Annotated in this window: 17 protein-coding genes; 7 read left to right on the top strand and 10 right to left on the bottom strand. The window is 66.8% G+C overall.

The features are described from left to right. The first annotated feature begins 152 nt into the window (after window positions 1–152). From GEMRO_RS0105290 to GEMRO_RS0105275, 4 genes are all read left to right on the top strand, one after another. On the top strand, window positions 153–1,367 hold the full coding sequence (locus tag GEMRO_RS0105290; RefSeq protein WP_027133169.1) for a hypothetical protein: 1,215 nt from the start codon (window positions 153–155) through the stop codon (window positions 1,365–1,367). A 177-nt stretch (window positions 1,368–1,544) separates the two neighbouring features. After that, window positions 1,545–3,209: a type 2 periplasmic-binding domain-containing protein gene (locus GEMRO_RS0105285; protein ID WP_035484785.1), complete on the top strand. Its 1,665-nt coding sequence runs from the start codon at window positions 1,545–1,547 to the stop codon at window positions 3,207–3,209. A gap of 111 nt (window positions 3,210–3,320) precedes the next feature. Beyond that, a complete protein-coding gene (locus GEMRO_RS0105280) occupies window positions 3,321–4,421 on the top strand; it encodes a carbohydrate ABC transporter permease (protein ID WP_051328723.1) in 1,101 nt (366 codons plus the stop codon). A 63-nt stretch (window positions 4,422–4,484) separates the two neighbouring features. Continuing rightward, window positions 4,485–5,393, top strand: a complete 909-nt coding sequence (locus tag GEMRO_RS0105275; RefSeq protein ID WP_027133166.1) for a carbohydrate ABC transporter permease — start codon at window positions 4,485–4,487, stop codon at window positions 5,391–5,393. Here the strand turns inward: GEMRO_RS0105275 and GEMRO_RS27760 are convergent. The 4 genes from GEMRO_RS27760 to GEMRO_RS0105255 form a co-directional block, all read right to left on the bottom strand. Beyond that, window positions 5,362–6,207, bottom strand: a complete 846-nt coding sequence (locus tag GEMRO_RS27760; RefSeq protein WP_051328722.1) for an alpha/beta fold hydrolase — start codon at window positions 6,205–6,207, stop codon at window positions 5,362–5,364. The genes GEMRO_RS0105275 and GEMRO_RS27760 overlap by 32 nt on opposite strands. Continuing rightward, a complete protein-coding gene (locus GEMRO_RS0105265; RefSeq protein ID WP_027133165.1) occupies window positions 6,207–6,569 on the bottom strand; it encodes a nuclear transport factor 2 family protein in 363 nt (120 codons plus the stop codon). Before GEMRO_RS0105265 ends, GEMRO_RS27760 begins: the two co-directional genes overlap by 1 nt. Window positions 6,570–6,647: 78 nt before the next feature. Beyond that, complete coding sequence (locus GEMRO_RS27755) at window positions 6,648–6,941, bottom strand: putative quinol monooxygenase (protein WP_051328721.1); 294 nt, start codon at window positions 6,939–6,941, stop codon at window positions 6,648–6,650. Beyond that, the gene (locus GEMRO_RS0105255; protein ID WP_027133164.1) at window positions 6,938–8,470 is read right to left on the bottom strand and encodes an amidase; all 1,533 of its coding nucleotides are present in this window, start codon (window positions 8,468–8,470) and stop codon (window positions 6,938–6,940) included. The genes GEMRO_RS27755 and GEMRO_RS0105255 overlap by 4 nt, the downstream gene beginning before the upstream one ends. Before the next feature lie 177 nt (window positions 8,471–8,647). Here GEMRO_RS0105255 and GEMRO_RS0105250 point away from each other — a divergent pair, with 177 nt between their 5' ends. Together GEMRO_RS0105250 and GEMRO_RS0105245 are read left to right on the top strand one after the other, a co-directional pair. Beyond that, window positions 8,648–9,304, top strand: coding sequence for an AzlC family ABC transporter permease (locus GEMRO_RS0105250; protein ID WP_205624903.1), 657 nt, complete (start codon window positions 8,648–8,650; stop codon window positions 9,302–9,304). Then, on the top strand, window positions 9,301–9,597 hold the full coding sequence (locus tag GEMRO_RS0105245; RefSeq protein WP_027133162.1) for an AzlD family protein: 297 nt from the start codon (window positions 9,301–9,303) through the stop codon (window positions 9,595–9,597). Before GEMRO_RS0105250 ends, GEMRO_RS0105245 begins: the two co-directional genes overlap by 4 nt. A gap of 13 nt (window positions 9,598–9,610) precedes the next feature. On the opposite strand, the gene GEMRO_RS0105240 is transcribed toward GEMRO_RS0105245, so the two are convergent. The 6 genes from GEMRO_RS0105240 to GEMRO_RS0105215 form a co-directional block, all read right to left on the bottom strand. After that, on the bottom strand, window positions 9,611–10,306 hold the full coding sequence (locus tag GEMRO_RS0105240; protein WP_027133161.1) for an ABC transporter ATP-binding protein: 696 nt from the start codon (window positions 10,304–10,306) through the stop codon (window positions 9,611–9,613). After that, entirely contained in the window at window positions 10,303–11,046 is a 744-nt protein-coding gene (locus GEMRO_RS27750) for an ABC transporter ATP-binding protein (protein WP_051328720.1), read from the bottom strand. Before GEMRO_RS27750 ends, GEMRO_RS0105240 begins: the two co-directional genes overlap by 4 nt. After that, window positions 11,047–12,036: a branched-chain amino acid ABC transporter permease gene (locus GEMRO_RS27745; RefSeq protein ID WP_051328719.1), complete on the bottom strand. Its 990-nt coding sequence runs from the start codon at window positions 12,034–12,036 to the stop codon at window positions 11,047–11,049. It abuts the gene before it with no gap. Continuing rightward, window positions 12,033–12,899 carry a branched-chain amino acid ABC transporter permease gene (locus tag GEMRO_RS0105225; protein ID WP_027133160.1) on the bottom strand — a complete coding sequence of 289 codons (867 nt, stop codon included), beginning with the start codon at window positions 12,897–12,899 and terminating at the stop codon, window positions 12,033–12,035. The genes GEMRO_RS27745 and GEMRO_RS0105225 overlap by 4 nt, the downstream gene beginning before the upstream one ends. A gap of 67 nt (window positions 12,900–12,966) precedes the next feature. Continuing rightward, window positions 12,967–14,208, bottom strand: a complete 1,242-nt coding sequence (locus GEMRO_RS0105220) for an urea ABC transporter substrate-binding protein (RefSeq protein ID WP_027133159.1) — start codon at window positions 14,206–14,208, stop codon at window positions 12,967–12,969. 194 nt (window positions 14,209–14,402) lie between these two features. Continuing rightward, entirely contained in the window at window positions 14,403–15,659 is a 1,257-nt protein-coding gene (locus GEMRO_RS0105215) for an SAM-dependent methyltransferase (RefSeq protein ID WP_027133158.1), read from the bottom strand. Window positions 15,660–16,270: 611 nt separating this feature from the next. On the opposite strand from GEMRO_RS0105215, the gene GEMRO_RS0105210 reads away from it, so the two are divergent. Next, on the top strand, window positions 16,271–18,058 hold the full coding sequence (locus GEMRO_RS0105210) for an adenylate/guanylate cyclase domain-containing protein (RefSeq protein ID WP_027133157.1): 1,788 nt from the start codon (window positions 16,271–16,273) through the stop codon (window positions 18,056–18,058). The last annotated feature ends 34 nt before the right edge of the window (window positions 18,059–18,092 follow it).

Raw genomic sequence — 18,092 nt, 5'->3', positions numbered from 1 at the left:
TATTCATGAGTCGCAGGAAAATCTACACAATGTACTTTGTTTAAGGTGTCGTTCATGGAAATCTTCATTAATAGCGGCAAAGGCTGCCCGTAGGAGACGCGTGCTCACATGAAGCCGCCGGTCTCCCGTCTGCCGGACGAGGAGATCGATGCATGGTGTCCTGCCGCATGGTCGTCGCGCTGCTGGCTGTTGCCGCAGCCATGCTCTTCCACCCTAAAGCTGATGCCGCCGCGGGCGAGCCTTCCAGTTATTGTGGCGGCGCCTACAGCATCAACGACAAATACTGGGAAGCCAACTCTCCCGACCTCGCCATGGTGCTCGGCCGCCTCCCAGCCAACCGGTCCAGGACTTCCGGCAACATCCTGTCTCTGAACTATGCCCGCGATTCCAAGGGCAACCTGCTCCAGCAGGCCGAGTTCGACCGGCACTGGACCCATATCTTCGGCAAGAGCACGTCGACCGGCTACGGCACCAGGCTGCGGGGCGCCTACCCGAAGGGGGCTGCCTCCAGCTGGGGCCTCGCCACCAAGGCCGGCCGCAAGAACCTGTCCGAATGCGTGGTGGACGGCACCGACACCGCGATCTGCCTGGGCATCCCCAGCGGCAAGATCAACGTGTCGTCGCTCGGCCACCACGGCACCTGGGCAGTGCTCGACCCCGCCGGCCTGGAAGGCAGCGTCGGCACCCGCGCCTGCATCGTTTACGACGTGATGTTCTCCAGCAATTTCGACTTCAGGGGCCTCGACGGCAAGCTGCCGGGCCTGACCAACGCCCCGGCCAAGGTCGCTGCCCCGTCCGACCAGCTCTGCGCCGGGCGCACGAGGCTGGTGAACGACGGCAGCGTGTTCTCGACCCGGCTGGGCTTCACCGACGCCGGCGGCTCGCCGACGCGGGCCGCGGTCCGGGTGCTCAACCAGTTCAGGAACGACATGTTCGCCTATGACTGCACGGCGGACGGCAGCAAGACCAACAACGAGTATCTGACCCAGATGCGGGCGGTCGACCCGGGCGGCTGGACCGAGGTGATCCAGCGCGGCGTCTGGTACCGGCTGGAGCACGAGCTGGTGATGAACAGCCGGTTCGAGACCGTCAACAACCTGGCTTCCGGCGCCTCCAGCAAGGTCTGGCTCTACCGCAAGAGCGACGAGGCGCTGATGCGATCCTATGGCCGGCAGGACAACTTCGCCTTCGACGCCAACCGGGACGGCCGCCCGGAGAACTACCCGCTCCTGCCCCGCACCGATGCCGGCAGGAAGATCAACGGCATCTTCATGTCGGTCCAGCAGGGGGGCAACCTGCCGGGCGCGGGTCCATGGAAGATGGACTATGTGATCGCCATGCGGAATTTCGGCCTGTTCCTCGAGTAGGTCGCCCGGTCCCGCCGCCGCCTGCCGGACGGTCCCGGCCGCGCGCGATCGTTCTGTCGGATCTCGACAATCGGAGCCATCCGGGGAATTGTCCGCGCTCAACGGATCCATCTCGTCGGCGCGGTCTGCGGATGAGCCCGGCAACGAAATCGACATAACGATTGAGGGAGAAGCAGCATGGCACGATGGCCCGCCCATTTGACCAACGCCCTGATGGCGAACCGCCGGACGATGCTCAAGAGCATGGCCGGCGTCGGCGTCGCCGCGCTCGGCTCGTCGACCGCGCTCGGCGGCTTCGCGCGGCCGGCCGGGGCCCAGGACAGCCTGCGCGCCCAGCTCCTTCAGATCCCCGGCGTCGGCATGGGCTCGCCCACCGACGCCGACTGGCAGCAGGTCGGCGAGCTCTGCCTGGAAGCCACCAAGCAGAACGTCCAGGAGGGTGAGTTCGAGGGGGTCGAGCTGACCTTCATGGGGCTCAACAACCAGAACCTGCACAACCTCTTGTTCCGCGGCTTCCTGAAGCCATGGGAAACCTATACCGGCGCCCGGATCACCTGGATCGACCTGGCCCAGGCCGACTACAACCCGCGCCTGCAGCAGGCGATCGCCACCGGCACGGTCGACTTCGACATCCTGGAGATGGGGGCGCCCTTCGAGGGCGATGTCTGCGGCAAGGGACTGGCCTCGGAGATGCCGGACTGGGTCAAGGCCCAGATCGACATGGACGACTATGTCGACTACCTGAAGGCCCCGGTCGGCACCTGGGACGGCAAGACCTACCGGATCTCGATCGACGGCGACTGCCACAACTTCAACTACCGCACCGACTATTTCTCCGATCCGGAGCTGGCCGAGGCCTGGAAGGCCGAGGGTGGCGAGGGCGAATGGGCGGTGCCGCGGACCTGGCAGCAGGTCCAGGCGACCAGCAAGTTCCTGAAGGGCAGGGAAGTCGCCGGGCAGGAAGCCTATGGCTATCTCGACCCGCTCAAGCCCTGGGGCGGGTTCGGCTTCTACTTCCTGGCCAGCCGCGCCACCGCCTACGCCAAGCACCCGGACGACCCGGCCTGGCTGTTCGACGTCGACACGATGAAGCCGCGCATCAACAACCCGGCCTGGGTGCGCGCGATCCAGGACGTCATGGACCTGCTGCCCTCGCAGCCGGCCGACCAGCTCAACGCCGACCCGAACACCACCGGCTTCCAGCAGTTCCTGTTCGGCACCGGCTCGATGCTCGCCTGGTGGGGCGACATCGGCTCGAACGCGCGCACCAGTGATTCCTCGGTGATCGGCGACACGATCGGGTTCGACATCCTTCCGGGCTCGGACGACGTCTACAACAGCAAGACCGGCGAGTGGGAAACCCCCTCGGACGGGCCGAACTTCGCGCCGAACATGGCCTATATCGGCTGGGGCATCTACGTGATGGCCCGGGTGGACGGCGACGAGAAGAAGCACAAGGCGGCGTGGAGCGCTGCGGCCCATCTGGGCGGCAAGGACTTGTCCCTGTGGACGGCGGCCTATCCGTCCGGCTTCCAGCCCTACCGCAAGAGCCACTTCAACATCTCGGAATGGACCGCCGCCGGCTACGACGAGGCATTCATCAGCGCGTACCTTGCCTCGCAGTCCAACTCCTACAACCACCCGAACGCCGCGATCGAGCCGCGCATCCCCGGCATCTTCCAGTATTACAGCGTCGCCGAGGACGAGCTGGCCAAGATCTATGCGGGCCAGGTCGACGTCCAGTCCGGCGCCGACAACATCGCCGCGGCCTGGGAGAAGATCACCGATTCGATCGGGCGCGAGCAGCAGATCGAGCTGTACAAGGCTTCGCTGGGCCTCTAGCCCGCAAAACCGGCCGGCCCCGCTCCCGGGGCCGGCCGGTGCCCTCGGCACTCCATAAGAAACGACGACCGACCGTCCAGGTAGGAAACATCGATGCAGCACTCGTCGCCCATGACGAGAGAGCCGGGCATCGAGCGCCGGCGAGAAGAAGTGAAGGTCCGGCGCGCGCGCGTCGGACGTGGATTGATCTGGGCCGCCACGGCGCTGCTCCTGGTCCTGGCTCTCGTCCAGGGCCTCTACCGGGCGGAGGTCATCGGCTTCGGCTTCGCCAACTGGCGGCCGGTCCTCTATGCCTACCTGCTCTGGTCGGCCGCCTTGTGCGGCGGCCTCGTCCTGATCCGGGGGGATCGCGGCCACCAGGCACTGTTCGTGCTGCCCGCGGTGCTGTTCACCGTGGCGGTGGTGATCTTCCCGACCTTCTTCGGCCTGTTCATCGCGTTCAGCGAATGGAACCTGAGCTCGTTCGGCGGGCGCAGGTTCAACGGCCTCGACAACTTCTACGCGATGATGAACGACCCCTATTACTGGAACGCCATGGGCAACATGGTGTTCTACGTGGCGTTCGTCTTCGTGCAGTATGCCATCGCCTTCGGTCTGGCACTCCTGCTCAACGCGGAGATCCGGGCGCGCAAGTTCTTCCGGGTCGCCTTCCTGCTGCCGTTCATGCTGAGCCCGGTGGCGGTGAGCTGGATGATCGGCAAGTCGATCATGGAATACCGGTTCGGTCCGGCAGCCCAGCTCGCCCGCTTCCTGGGCTGGGACAGCCCCGCCTTCTTCGCCACGCCCTGGATCGCCAAGTTCAGCATCATGGCGCTGGATTCCTGGGTCTCTATCCCGTTCATCATGATCCTGCTCCTGGCCGGCCTGCAGGCCCTGCCCAAGGAGATCCAGGAAGCCGCCAGGATCGACGGCGCCAATGGCTGGCAGGCGTTCTGGAAGATCACCTTCCCCCTGATGCTGCCGGTCAGCATCACGGCGATCGTGCTGCGCACGATCTTCCAGCTCAAGCTCGCCGATATCGTCATCAACACCACCGCCGGCGGTCCGGGAGGGGCGACCGATTCGATCACCAGCTTCATCTACCGCGAGTATCGCGACCGGTCGAACGTCGGCTACGGCACGATGATGGCCGAGTTCTACTTCATCATGATCGTGATCTTCCTGACCGTGGTGCTGGCCCTGGTCAGCCGCTGGATGAGGCGCGCGACATGACCAGGACCGATCGCACGACCCGGAAAGATCGAAGGAGTGGCCCGCGTGGCGAGTAATGCGAGCCTGCGCGCGCAGGCGACACCTGCCGGCCGCGCCCGGCGCAGGGGCCCCACGGCCGGCCGGGTGATCGTCTATGCGCTGCTGATCTTCTGGACGTTCGTCTCGCTGTTCCCGATCTACTGGACGATCACGACGTCGTTCAAGGTCGCGGCCGACGTCACCCAGGGCCACCTGATCCCCTGGATCGACTTCCAGCCGGACTGGCGCGGCTGGCGCTCGCTGGGCCTGTCGCCGGACACGTTCGAGCGGACCTCGACCGTGCGCGACGAGTTCCTCAAGCGCTTCGAGAACAGCATCATCGTCTCGGTGGGCGCCTCGCTCCTTGCGGTGGTGCTGGGCTCGCTCGCCGCCTACGGGTTGACCCGGTTCCAGTACAAGTTCGGCAAGCTCGGCAACAAGGACATCGCGTTCTTCTTCCTCTCGCAACTGATCCTGCCGCCGGTGGTCCTCGCGATGCCGTTCCTGGTCCTCTACAAGGAACTGGCGCTGCTCGACACGCGGATCGGCCTGATCCTGCTCTACACGCTCACCGTGCTGCCGATCGTGATCTGGATCATGCGCGACCAGTTCATGACCATCCCGATCGAGCTGGAGGAGGCCGCCTTCATCGACGGCGCCTCGGTCTGGGGCGCGTTCCTGCGGATCATCCTGCCGATAGCCCTGCCGGGCATGGTGGCGGCGTTCATCCTGTCCCTGGTGCTGTGCTGGAACGAGTATTTCTTCGCGGCCTTGCTCACCAGCACCGACGCCAAGACCCTGCCGGTCATGGTCGCCAGCCAGACCGGCTCGCAGGGCGTCAACTGGTGGTCGATGGCGGCGCTCGCCACCTCGGCGATCCTGCCGCTCGCGATCGTGGGCGTGCTCTTGGAGCGCTACATCATCAAGGGCCTGTCGGCCGGGGCGGTGAAGTAGCGGCGTCTTCCTGCACGAACGCCAGGAGATCGGCGTTGACCTGCGCCGCATGGGTCAGGAACAGGCCGTGCGGAGCGCCCTCGTAGACCTTCAGCCGGGCGTTTGGCAGAAGCTCGGCGGTGGGCTCGGCGGTCAGGGCTAGGGGGCTCGTGACGTCCCGGTCGCCGTGCAGGAGCAGGGCCGGGACGTCGACCTTGCGCAGTTCCGCACGGAAGTCCGCGCCGGTGATGGTGAGGTGGCAGTCGTGCAGCGCCTGCAACGAACTCTGCAGGCACATCTGGCGGATCCAGTCGAACATCGGCGGGGAGGCGTCGGCCGCGAGGAACGGGCGGACATTGGCCTCGATCCATTGCGGGAAGTCCTGCATCAGCTCGCCCGTGCGGAACGCCTCGAACACCGGACGGGGGATGCCCTCCGGGTTGTCGTCGGCCTGCTGGATCATCGGGGTGATGGTGCCGAGCAGGACGATCCGGGCAACCCGGGCGCTGCCGTGGCGGGTCAGGTAGCGGACGATCTCGCCCGGTCCCATCGAGTGGCCGACCAGGGTGACGTCCCACAGGTCCAGCCGCTCCAGCACGGCCGCCAGGTCGTCGGCCAGCGTGTCGTAGTCGTAGCCGCGGCCGGGATCGTCCGAGCGGCCATGGCCCCGTCGGTCAAAGGCCACGCAGCGCAGGCCCTCCTGGACCATGGGCGCCATCTGGTAGCCCCAGGAATCGGAGGTGAGCGACCAACTCGCCACGAACACGACCGGCTTGCCCTGGCCCCAGTCGCGATAGAACAGGCCGACCCCGTCCTCGGTGCGCAGCATCGGCATCACGCGGCTCCCTGGTCGAGAAAGCCGGTGACCGCCTGCAGCCGGCCATCCTCGGCGACGATGCCGAAGTCGGTGCCGAAGGCCACTGGCGCGCTGTTCTCGGGCGCCAGCGCCCAGGAAAAGCGGATCCGGTTGTGATGAAGCTCGGGGCGGCCGTGCAGGGTGAAGCTCAGGCCCGGGAACTGCGCCTGTGCCGCCGCGATCATCGCGTCCAGCCCGGCGTGCCCCTCGGCTTCCATCATCGGGTCGAGATAGCTGCCGTCGTTGCTCCAGGCCTGGGCCACGGCCAGCCGGCGCTCCGCCGGGTCCCGTGCATTCCAGGCCGCAAGGTAGGCGGCGGCGATGGCGTGAGGCTCGAACATGGCATGGTCTCCTCGGATGTTGCGTGCGAGGAGACCATGCCGTTCATCATGGGAGCGCGTCGATTACGCCCCAGGTAATCACTTCACCCAGATCTCCTCGCAGATCGCGAAGGCCGGGGCGCCGTCCAGGAGGTGGCCGACCGTGTCGAAGAACTTCTTGCCGGTGGTCGCGTTGTGCAGGTCCATCGCGGCCTTGTCGGCGAAGCGCTCGAAGGTGGTGAAGGTCAGCGGATCGTCCGCGGCGCGGCCGATATGGTAGCCGATCGTGTCCGGCTCGTGGATGGAGCCCTCCGTGCCTGACTGGAGCAGGGCCTGGTGGACCTCCTCCTCGTGGCCGGGCTTCGCCTTGATGATCGCGGTGATGGTGATCATGCGCTGATGGACTTCCAGTCGACCTTCTGCTCGAAGGCGTGGGCTGCCGTATAGATGGTGCTCTCGTCGTACATCTTGCCGACCAGCTGCAGGCCCACCGGCAGGCCGTCGACCATGCCGCAGGGAACGCTCATCGCCGGGTGGTGGGTGCAGTCGAACGGGGCGGTGTTCGGCAGCATCTCGAAGGCGCGCGCCAGGATCTCAGGGATCGGCGCGTCCGCGGCCGGCAGCCTGGTGGCGGTGAGCGGCAAGGTCGGCATGGCGATCAGGTCGTAGTCGGCCAGCACCGAATCATACGCCGCGCGCAGGCGCCGCACCAGATTTTGCGCCTTGGCATAGTAGCGGCCGCGATGCTTGTTCAGCATGTACTGGCCGAGCAGCATGGTGTTCTTGAGCGTGTCGGAGATCTCGTCGGCCCGGTAGCGCCAGTTGGCGTGGAAGTCGATCAGGCTGTTGACGTAGAGCCCCTGCCAGTTGAAGCCGAATCCGTTGCCGTGCATCATCTGCATGGTGGCGCCCTCGGCGCCGATCGGTTGCCAGATGGCGATGCCGGCCCGGTGCATCGGGATCGAGACCTCCTCGACCACCGCGCCCAGCGCCTTCAGCCGGGCGACCGCCTCCTTCACCACCTTGTCCGATTCGACCTGGGACTGGTCCCAGCCGAAGCCCTCGCGCACCACCGCGATCTTCAGGCCCTTGATGTCCTTGCCGAGCGCCTCGGTATAGGCGGGGACCTCCGTGGGGCCGTACTGGCGCGGGTCCAGCCCGTCCGGGCCGGCCAGCACTTCCAGGAGCAGCGCGTTGTCCTCGACCGTGGCGGTCATCGGCCCGGTATGGTCGATGGTCAGCTCGATCGGCATGATCCCGGTATAGGGCACCAGGCCATGGGTCGGCTTCATGCCGTAGATGCCGCAATAGGAGGCCGGCATCCGGATCGAGCCGCCCTGGTCGCCGCCGATCGCCATCGGCACCTCGCCGGCCGCCACCAGCGCTGCCGAGCCGGACGAGGAGCCGCCGGCCGAGTAGCCCATGCGGTGCGGGTTGTGGACCGGGCCGGACGCGGAGGTGTGGCTGCCGCCGGAGAAGCAGAAGAACTCGCACACCGCCTTGCCGACGATGGTGGCGCCGGCATCCAGCATCCGGGTGACGATGGTGGCGTCCACGTCGGGCACGTAGCCCTCGAGCGTCGCCGCACCGTTCATCATCGGCACGCCGGCCAGCAGCACGTTGTCCTTCAGGGCGACCTTCTTGCCCTTGAGCTTGCCTTCGGGCGCGCCCTCGACGGTCGTCTTGACGTACCAGGCACCGTACTTGTTCTCCTCGCCGGACGGCCGGTAGCCGGGCAGGCGCGGATATTTCACCGGCGGCAGCTCGTCGGTCATCTTGTCGACGATATCATAGGCGGCTAGGCCCGCGGTGAACGAAGCCAGATGATGGGCCAGGTCCTCGTCGGTGAAGGTCATGCCGAGCTCGGCCGCGACCTCCCGAAGCTGCTCCGGCGTGGGTGCCTTGACCGTGTTCAGCGTCATCGAAGCGTTCTCCTGTCGTGATCGTTGGTTGCGCGGGAAGAAGTCGGCCAGCACGCCCTGCCGGCCGGGGCATGGGCGGCGTCGCGGGCGCTGGCGGAAGTGGATGATCGGGGAGTGGGCATGTCGGCCGGATCAGGCAGCGCGGAGTTCTGGCGTGGAGCTCGCGCAACGCCGCCGATGATCATCGCGATCGCGCCGTTCGGGCTGCTGTTCGGGGCGCTGGCGGCCGACAACGGCTTCAGCATCGCGGAGGCGACGCTGATGAGCGCGCTGGTCTATGGCGGCGCCAGCCAGATCGTCGGGGTGGAGCTGTTCGGCCAGCAGGCAGCACCCTGGATGATCGTGCTCTCGATCTTCATCGTGAACACCCGCTCGATCCTCTACTCGGCAGCGGCCGGCCGGCTGATCGCCCACTGGCCGGGCGCGCAGAAGGCGCTGGCGTTCTTCCTGCTGGTCGACCTGCAATATGCCGAGACCGAGCGGGAGGCCGAGCAGGGCCGCAGGCTGACACTCGGATGGTATCTGGGCCTGGCCCTGCCGATCTACCTGACCTGGATCGCGGAAGCGGCCTTGGGCGCCGCCTTCGGCAGGCTGGTCACCGATCCGCATGCGCTGGGCCTCGACTTTCTGGTGCCAATCTACTTCCTCAGCCTTGTCATGGGCTTCCGGCGGCGGGCGAACTGGCTGCCGGTGGTGGCGGCCAGCGCGGTCGTCTCGATGCTGGCCTACGTGACCGTGGGCTCCCCCTGGCATGTCTCGGTCGGCGCGCTGGCCGGCATCCTGCTGGCGGCGGCCATGCCGCTGCCGCGATACGTGGAGCCGTCGCGGGGATGAGCACGACGCTGTGGATCATCCTCGCGGCGGCGGCCGTGACCTATCTCGCGCGCGTGCTGGGCCACCTGGTCCTGTCGCGCTTCGCCTATGTGCCGCCGCGGGTGCAGGCAGGCCTGAACGCGGTGCCGGCCGCGGTGCTGACCACGCTGGTGGCCCCGGCCGCGCTGGATGGCGGCCTGCCGGAGCTGGCGGCGCTCCTGGTGACGGGGCTGGTGGCGCTGCGCGGCGGCGCGCTCGTGACCTTCGCCGCCGGCGCCGCCGTCCTGATCGCCCTGCGCAACCTGCCCGTCTGAAGGGCCGGCCCGGTCACACACCGGCGAACTCCCCGATCAGCTCGTGGTCGTCCAGCTGCGCCGGATCCAGCTCGCGGGCGATCTTGCCCTTCTGGATGGTGAAGATCCGTTCCGACAGGCCGCGGATGAACTCCAGGTTCTGTTCCACCAGGAGCAGGGTCAGCTCGCGCTTGGCCCGGATCGCGTGCAGGCGCTCGACGATCTCCTGCAGGATCGAGGGCTGGATGCCCTCGGTCGGTTCGTCCAGCAGGATCACGCTCGGGTTGCCGCACAGGCAGCGGGCCAGCGCCAGGAGCTGCTGCTCCCCGCCGGACAGCGCCCCGCCCGGGCGATCCAGCAGGCGGCGGAGCTGCGGGAAGTCGTCGATGATCGCGTCGATGCCGTCGTCGGACAGGCCCTTGGCGGCGCAGCCCATGCGCAGGTTGTCGAGCACGCTCAAGGCCGGGAAGATCTGACGGCCCTGGGGCACGTAGCCGATGCCCTTGCGGGCGCGGACATGCACCGGCAGGCGGGTGACGTCCTCGCCGGCCAGTTCGATCCGCCCCGACATCGCCGGCAAATGGCCGACGATCGTCTTCAGCAGGGTCGACTTGCCCATGCCGTTATGGCCGAGGATGCCGGTGAAGCAGCCGCGGCGGACCTGCAGGTCGACGCCGTTCAGCACCTGGATGCGGCCATAGCCGGACGCGAGGCCTTCGATCCGGATCATGCCAGGACCCTCGCGGTGGCCGGGCGGATTGGATCCTTGCCCAGATAGACGTCGCGGACGACCGGGTCGCTCATCACCGTGTCGACCCTGTCCTCGATCAGCACCCGGCCCTGGTGGAACACCGTGACGGTCTTGGCGATCGAGCGGATGAACTGCATGTCGTGCTCCACCACCACGATGGCGTGACGTTCGTTGAGCTGGCGGATCAGGGCGGCGGTGCGGGCGGTCTCCTCCGCGGTCATGCCGGCGGTGGGCTCGTCCAGGATGATCAGGTCGGGCTCGGACGCGACCACGGTGGCCAGCTCGACCAGCTGGCGGGAGCCGTGCGAGAGCAGGCCGATCGGCCTGTCGGCGATGTCCTCGATTCCGATCCGGCCGAGCACGTCGGCGGTGCGCTTGCGCGCCAGAATGGCACCGTAGCGGCGGCGGGCTGAGATCGTCACGCTGTCGCGCACGCTGATCCCGTCGAACACCGAAGGCACCTGGGTCTTGATGCCGACGCCCAGCCTGGCGATCGCGAAGCTGTCCCAGCCGGTCACGTCGTGCTCGCGCAGGCGGATCGTGCCGGAGGTCGGCTTGTACTGGCCGGTCAGGCACTTGAAGAAGGTGCTCTTGCCGGCCCCGTTCGGGCCGATCAGGCAGCGCAGCTCGCCCTCGTTGATCCTGAAGTCGACATGGTCGACCGCCACCACGCCGCCAAAGCGCATGGTCAGGCCGCTGGTCTCCAGCATGGCGCTCATTCAGCGGTCTCCCCGGCGTAGCAGGCCGGTGATGGTCGGCAGCAGGCCCTTGGGCAGCAGGAGGACCGCGGCCACCAGGATGGCACCCAGCACCAGGTTCGGGTCGATGCCTTCCAGGGTGCCGGCCCAGTTGGTCAGCATCTGCAGGAGGATGCAGCCGATCACCGGGCCGACCAGGGTGCCCAGGCCCCCCACGATCACCCAGATGATGATCTGGCCGGAATAACCCAGCGAGAACATGGTCGGACTGACGAACACGCAGTTGGCGAAGAACATCCCGGCCAGACCGGCCATGGCACCGCCGATGATGAAGATAACCAGCTTGTAGAGCCGGACGTCGTAGCCCAGGAGCTCCGCGCGCAGCTCGTTTTCCTTCACCGCCACCACCACCCGGCCAAAATGGCTGGCCAGGATCAGCTTGGCGATCACGTAGCAGAGCAGGAGGCCGAGCACCGCCAGGACGAAGATCTGGTCGGGCATCAGCATGGCGCTCATGTCGCCCGGGAAGTTGAGCGGCGGGGTCATTGGGATGCCGTTGAAGCCGCCGAGCGGGGCCTGGCCGATCGTCCACATGTCGCCGGCGGTGGAGTTGATGAACTTGAACAGGATCAGGGTGACGGTCAGGGTGATGACGCCCAGGTAGACGTCGCTGATCCGGCCGTAGAACAGGAAGTAGCCCAGCAGCGCCGCGAAGCCGGCCGGGACCAGGATCGCCAGCGGCACGGCGCCGGTGGTGTCGCCCAGATTGATTGCGGCGACCGCATAGGTGTAGCCGCCCAGGCCGAAGAAGGCGGCCTGGCCGAAGCACAGGATGCCGCCATAGCCCCAGACCAGGGCCAGGCTGAGCGCCAGGATCGCCATGCTGACGAAAACGGTGGCGTTGATCAGCGCGAACAGTTCCATGGAAGCGGGCAGGTACCAGCAGGCGACCAGGGCGGCGATCGCGGCCAGGGCGATCGGGCCCCAGGTGGATTTCAGCGCGGCGTTCATAGGGAGCCCTTGAGGAAGCGGCCGGTGATGCCGCGGGGCAGGAGGCGCAGGAGCACGATGGCGGCGGCGAGCAGGCCGACCTCGCCCAGGACCGGGGTGGTCAGGAAGCTGCCGAGCGTGTTGACCGTGCCGAGCAGGCCTGAGGCGCTCAGGGTGCCGGCCAGGATCGCTGCCCCGCCGGTGATGACGGTGATGAAGGCCTTGGCGATGTAGGCGGTCCCCATGGTCGGCACAACGCCGGCAAGCGGTGCGATCAGGGCGCCGGCTAGGCCGGACAGGGCGGCGCCGACCGCGAAGGTGATCGCATAGACGGTGGAGGGCGCGATCCCCAGGGCGGCGGCCATGTCCGGGTTCTGCATGGTACCGCGCGCGATCAGGCCCAGGCGGGTGAAGCGGAACACCGCAAACACCGCCGCCATCAGCAGAGCGGTGAACACCACCAGGAACAGTTCATAGGCCGACATCCGGAAGTCGCCGATGGCGATGCTGCCAAGCGGGGCGGAAAAGCCGGTGTTGGTGTTGCCGAAGACCATGGTGACCAGGCCGATCAGGGCCAGCGAGAGCCCCCAGGTCGCGAGCATGGTGTCGATCATGCGGCCGTAGAGGCGGCGGATGATCAGGCGTTCCACGATGACGCCCACGATCGCCACCGACACCGGCGCCACCAGCAGCATGGAGATCCACAGGTTGACGCCGTGGCCGGTGGCGAGGATGGCGGCATAGGCGCCCAGCATCAAAAACTCGCCATGGGCGAGGTTGATGACGCGCATCATGCCGAAGATGACGGCGAGGCCGAGGCTGATCAGGGCCAGCATCGCGACGCTGGTCACGATCTGGATGAGGACGATGAAAGCGAGATCCATGACCGTTCCCGGGAGCTGATGGGGCAGGCTCCCGCCGGCCCTGCGTCGGCCGGCGGGAGGGGAGCGGTCAAATGTCGATGACGTACTGCTTGTTCTCGTTCGGGTTGGCCGCGAGATCGCAGACCGCCTGGGTGTCCGCCGGCGGCTGCTGCGGATAGCTCTCCAGCACCTCGAACGCCTGGTCCTTCACTTCCGCGATGTGCACGTCCAGGGTCGCGTGGTGGGTTTTCGGATCGACCACGGTGGTGCCGGCCGGGCCCTGGTAGGAGATCCCGGATTCCAGCGCCTCGATGACCGCCATGCGATCGACCGTGCCGGCCTTCTTCACGCCCTCGGCCCAGATGTTGACGCCGTGATAGGTCATCATGGCGAGTTCCGCGCCAAGATAGGGGGCGTTGCCGTCGAGCGAGCTGTGGAACTTCTCCAGAAACGCCTTGTTGGCTGGCGAATCGACTTCCTGGAAATAGGCGAACGCCGCGACGATCCCGTCACCCTCTTCCTTGGAGAGCAGCTTGTTCTCGTTGCCGCCGCCGAACGTGGTCGACGCCATCGGGATTTCCTTGTTCATCCCGGCGGCCGCCCACTGGCGGTAGAAGGAGACATGGGCGCCGCCGACCAGGACCGACATGACGATGTCGGGCTTGGCGGCCTGGATCTTGCGGATGGTCGGGCCGAAATCGGTGACGTCGAGCGGGAAGAAGTCGGTGGCGATGATCTCGCCGCCATTATCCTGGGTGTACTTCTGCACCCATTTCGAGGTGATCTGGCCGTAATTGTAGTCGGCCGCGAGCACGTAGATCTTCTTGCCCCACTTGTTCATCACGTAGGGGACCAGCTTGGTTACGTTCTGCGCGGGCCCGGAGCCCATGCAGAAGATGTTCCGGTCGCACACGCCGCCTTCGTACTGGGTGTTGTAGAAGTACAGCGTCTGGAAGCGCTTCAGGATCGGCCGGATCGCCTCGCGCGAGGCCGAGGTGATTCCGCCATGGACCACCGCGGCCTTGTCGCGGGTGGCCGCCTGGGTGGCGAACTGGGTGTAGAGCTGGATGTTCGACTGCGGGTCGTAGTTGATCAGCTCGATCTGCTTGCCGAGCAGGCCCCCGGCGTCATTCAGCTCCTTCACCGCGAAGTCGAGGGTGGCGATCATCGGCTGGCCGTAGATGTCCAGGCCGCCCGAGGCGTCGTGGATGCCCACGACCTTGATCACCTCTTCCTGTGCCCAGGCATCGCGGTGCAGGATGGCAGGAGCGGCCACCGCGCCCATGGCGACTGCCGAACTGCGCAGCAGGCTGCGCCGATTGAAGTGCATGCTGCTCGTCCCCCTCGGATGCCGCCTCGCTTTGAGCCGGCATCGGTCCATAACGCGCGATCATCGCGCTGCCGCAGTGCAGCAACGAGCATGCCAATGCGGGAATTTTGGGAAACGAGGGGTCCTCGAAGGTTGCGGAGCACCGTCCTGCCGCCGAACCGTGCAGCTTGCCCGGATCGGCGGCAGCGGAAGGGTCAGGCGGCGTCCCGTCCGCCGACGGTGCGCAGGCCGCGCTGGTCGCTGCAGCGCCAGGCGCGCTCGGTGTCGACCATGTAGTCGCGGGTGAGCGGGGTGGCGTGACGGTCCCTGGTGATCTGGATCTGGAACACCATGCCCCCCTGGCGGCGGAAGAACAGCTCCGAGCCGATCAGGTAGATCTCCCACATCCGGCAGAAGCGCTCGTCATAAAGGGCCTTCGCTTCCTCCCGGCGGGCCATGAAGCGCTCGTGCCAGTGCTTGAGGGTCTCCGCATAGTGCAGGCGCAGGATCTCGACATCGGTGACCCACAGGCCGGCCCGCTCGATCGCCGGCAGGACCTCGGAGAGGGCCGGGATGTAGCCGCCCGGGAAGATGTACTTGCGGATGAACGACGAGGTCCAACTCGGCCCTTCCATCCGGCCGATCGAGTGCAGCAGCATCACCCCGTCGGGTGCCATCAGGTCGCGGACCTTCTGGAAGAACTCGTCGTAGTGATGGACGCCCACATGCTCGAACATGCCGACCGACACGATCCGGTCGAACTGCTCGCGCAGGTGGCGGTAGTCCTGCAGCAGGAAATGCACGCGGTCGGTCACGCCGCTGTCGCGTGCACGGTTGTTGCTGACGGCATGCTGGCGCTCGGAAAGGGTGACGCCGGTGACGTCCACCGCAGCCAGATCGGCGATGGTGAGCCCGAGCCCGCCCCAGCCCGAGCCGATGTCCAGGACCTTCTGGCCCGGCTCCAGCAGGAGCTTCGCGGCGATGTGGCGCTTCTTCAGCACCTGGCTCTCTTCCAGGGTGACATCGGGAGACGGGAAGTAGGAGCAGGAGTATTGCTGATCGCTGTCGAGAAAGAGGCGGTAGAAATCGTCGGTCAGATCGTAATGATGGGCGACGTTGTTCTTGGCTCGACCTACGGGATTGTGCTGCTGAAGCTTGCGCAGAGCCAGACGGACCTTCTCGATCAGGCTGCCGCGCTGGCTCTCCCACTGGATGTCGGCGTTGACCACGCAGAGTTCCATGAAGTCGTAGAGCGTGCCGCCGACGATCTCGATCCGCGCGTCCATGTAGGCCTCGCAGACCGCCAGCTCCGGATTCTTCATCAGGTCGCGCTCGACCCGGGCATCCGTGAAGCGGATCTTGCTGACCGGACCTTCCTGTCCCCCCTGCCAGGTCCGCTCGCGCCCCTCGTGATCGATGATCGTCAGGCTGCCGACCTTCACGAAGCGCTGCAACATCCCGTTGAGAAGCATCGCGCATTCTCCAACTTGAAGTTGATTGCCCTTTTGTGGGCTTTCCGTCTTTGCAGAACCCTATGCCTTGTAACAGCGCCTGCAACAAAAAACCGGCCTGCTGTTACTGTTCTTCGATGGAATAGATGCCCGGTGTACGCTCCGCGCCCAAGTCGGTCCTGGGACGGCGGGGCGCACCACCGTCGGAAGGTTCCGGCAAAGCTGTCGTGTACTGACAGCTGACTGGGCGCTCTGCCTCCCAGCCTGCTGCCTATTGTCCCTCAGGCAGCCGCCAGTCGCAGCCAGCTGCTTTTGTTCATCCCGGCGGGCCTGCATCTCGACGGCTCTGCCCGGTCACATCACGCATTGTGACATTTATTTGATCTACAAAGTCATCGCTGTCGAAAGGCGTGGCTGTTCCTGGCCGTTCATCTTGCTGCTCGCCACCGGCATCCAGACGATGCGAGCCCGCGAGCGCGGGGGAGCAAGGTCGATCGAAGGACTGTGACGACCGGCGTCGCCTGTACTACCATCCCTGTCCAGCACATGCCGGACTGGGAGGCAGCGTGGCGGCAGGGCCAAGGGTCCGGCGTTGGCGCGAACGGCTTCATGGCGTCGCACCTCTGCCCGCCATGGCCGTCCTGGCGGCAGTCGCCCTGGCTGCGATCGTCCTGGTGCGCCTGCCGCCCTTGGCCTCGGCCAGCCGGCTGCTCGACGACCTTTTGACCACTCGCCTGGTCCCGGCCGTCCCACAGGACGAGCAGATCGTCATCCTGGCGCTGGGCGAGGGCACGCTTGCGGAACTTGCCTGCCGCTCCCCACTCGACCGGACTTTCCTCGCCGGACTGGTGCAGCAGATCGAGGCCAAGGGAGCCCGGGCCATCGCCCTGGATATCCTGATCGACGCGCCCACGCTTCCCGAGGTCGACCAGCGTTTGCGCGAGCGGCTGCTCCAGGCGCGGGTGCCGCTGGTGCTGATCGGCGCGCGGACGGAAACGCCCTTGAGCGACGGACAGCGCCGCTACCTGGCGAGGTTTCTCGATGGGCTGGCTCATGGCTACGGCAATCTTGCCAAGGACCGGCTGGACGGCGTGGTGCGTTGGCACGAGCCCTGGTCGGAGCGGGACGGGCCGAGCTTTCCCCGGCGCATCGCGGAACTGGTCGGAGCACCTGTCGGCGAGGAGCCTTTCGAGATCGTCTGGCGCCCGGACCCCGAACCGGGCACCGGCCCCTTCGCCGTTTATCCCGCCGAACTGGTGACGGCGCTGCCCGATCGCTGGCTCGCCGGCAAGATCGTCCTGGTGGGCGTGATGCTGGCCGACATCGACCGGCACCGGACCCCGTTGTCGGCGCTGGGCCGCCCCACCCCGGGCGTGGAGATCCAGGCGCATGTCCTGGCCCAGATCCTGGGTCAGCAGCGCCATCCCCGGCTCGGCCTCCACCTGGAGATCGTCGTGGCGCTTGGCGCTGCTGCCCTGGGCGGCCTGCTGGGCGCCAGCCGCCTTCCTGTCTCCGTGCTGGTGCTGGCGGCGGCAGCCGGGGTCGCCGGCTACGGCGCCGCGGGCATGTTCCTGATGACTAGGGGCGGGCCGCTCCTGCCGCTCGTCGCCGGCAGCATCGCCTGGCTGGGCGGCATGGCCACCATGGCCGGGCGCAGCCTGTGGCGCGAGCGCGGGGAGCGGAAGGTCCTCATGGGGCTGTTCTCGCGCCATGTTCCGGCTCCGGTGGCCGATGCGATCTGGCGGGACCGGGACGCCTTCATGGATGGGGGCAGGCCGCGTCCGCAGACGCTGACTGCCACCGTGCTGTTCTCCGACATCGAGGAGTTCACGCCGGTGGCGGAGAAGCTGGAGCCGGAGGCCCTGATCGGCTGGCTGGAGCGTTATTTCGAGCGCATGGTCCAGATCGTCGCCGGCTCGTCCGGACTGGTGCTCCGGTTCATCGGCGACGCGTTGCTGGTGGCTTATGGCGTGCCGGTGGCGCGGCGCAGCGAGGAGGAGATCAAGACTGATGCCGTGGCCGCGGCACGCACGGCCCTTCAAATGCTGGACGTCGTCCGGGTCCTGAGCGACCGGTTCGCGGCCGAAGGACTCCCGCCGATCCATATCCGGATCGGCATCCACACCGGGCCGCTGGTCGCCGGCAGCCTGGGGACGCCCGGGCAGATGGAGTATTCGCTGCTGGGCGACACGGTCAACACGGCGGCGCGGCTGGAAGAATTCGGCAAGAACGTCGAAAAGAACGGCTGCGGCACCATCCTGCTGAGCGACGCCACGGCACGGTGCCTGGGGGACAATTTCGTGCTGCGACCGCTGGGCGAGCTTGCCCTCAAGGGGAAGTCACGTCCCGTGACGGTGCACCAATTGCTGAGCGAGGGCATCGGAGCAGATGCCCGGGCCAGCATTCCGAGTTCAGCCTGAAACGAGCTTTGCGATCCATTGCGACAAGGGGTAG

The sequence above is a fragment of the Geminicoccus roseus DSM 18922 genome (assembly GCF_000427665.1).
In the GTDB taxonomy this organism is placed as follows: Bacteria; Pseudomonadota; Alphaproteobacteria; order Geminicoccales; family Geminicoccaceae; genus Geminicoccus; species Geminicoccus roseus.
The sequence above is the reverse complement of the archived record's forward strand: the minus strand, read 5'-3'. Positions and strand labels throughout refer to the sequence as shown.

Coding starts and splice junctions, on each gene's coding strand:
- GEMRO_RS0105215 (WP_027133158.1), bottom strand. CDS start 15,659: ATGCTTCTCAACGGGATGTTGCAGCGCTTCGTGAAGGTCGGCAGCCTG.
- GEMRO_RS0105280 (WP_051328723.1), top strand. CDS start 3,321: ATGACGAGAGAGCCGGGCATCGAGCGCCGGCGAGAAGAAGTGAAGGTC.
- GEMRO_RS0105285 (WP_035484785.1), top strand. CDS start 1,545: ATGGCACGATGGCCCGCCCATTTGACCAACGCCCTGATGGCGAACCGC.
- GEMRO_RS0105240 (WP_027133161.1), bottom strand. CDS start 10,306: ATGATCCGGATCGAAGGCCTCGCGTCCGGCTATGGCCGCATCCAGGTG.
- GEMRO_RS27745 (WP_051328719.1), bottom strand. CDS start 12,036: ATGAACGCCGCGCTGAAATCCACCTGGGGCCCGATCGCCCTGGCCGCG.
- GEMRO_RS0105250 (WP_205624903.1), top strand. CDS start 8,648: ATGATCATCGCGATCGCGCCGTTCGGGCTGCTGTTCGGGGCGCTGGCG.
- GEMRO_RS0105255 (WP_027133164.1), bottom strand. CDS start 8,470: ATGACGCTGAACACGGTCAAGGCACCCACGCCGGAGCAGCTTCGGGAG.
- GEMRO_RS0105225 (WP_027133160.1), bottom strand. CDS start 12,899: ATGGATCTCGCTTTCATCGTCCTCATCCAGATCGTGACCAGCGTCGCG.
- GEMRO_RS27750 (WP_051328720.1), bottom strand. CDS start 11,046: ATGAGCGCCATGCTGGAGACCAGCGGCCTGACCATGCGCTTTGGCGGC.
- GEMRO_RS0105210 (WP_027133157.1), top strand. CDS start 16,271: ATGGCCGTCCTGGCGGCAGTCGCCCTGGCTGCGATCGTCCTGGTGCGC.
- GEMRO_RS27760 (WP_051328722.1), bottom strand. CDS start 6,207: ATGCCGATGCTGCGCACCGAGGACGGGGTCGGCCTGTTCTATCGCGAC.
- GEMRO_RS27755 (WP_051328721.1), bottom strand. CDS start 6,941: ATGATCACCATCACCGCGATCATCAAGGCGAAGCCCGGCCACGAGGAG.
- GEMRO_RS0105265 (WP_027133165.1), bottom strand. CDS start 6,569: ATGTTCGAGCCTCACGCCATCGCCGCCGCCTACCTTGCGGCCTGGAAT.
- GEMRO_RS0105290 (WP_027133169.1), top strand. CDS start 153: ATGGTGTCCTGCCGCATGGTCGTCGCGCTGCTGGCTGTTGCCGCAGCC.
- GEMRO_RS0105245 (WP_027133162.1), top strand. CDS start 9,301: ATGAGCACGACGCTGTGGATCATCCTCGCGGCGGCGGCCGTGACCTAT.
- GEMRO_RS0105220 (WP_027133159.1), bottom strand. CDS start 14,208: ATGCACTTCAATCGGCGCAGCCTGCTGCGCAGTTCGGCAGTCGCCATG.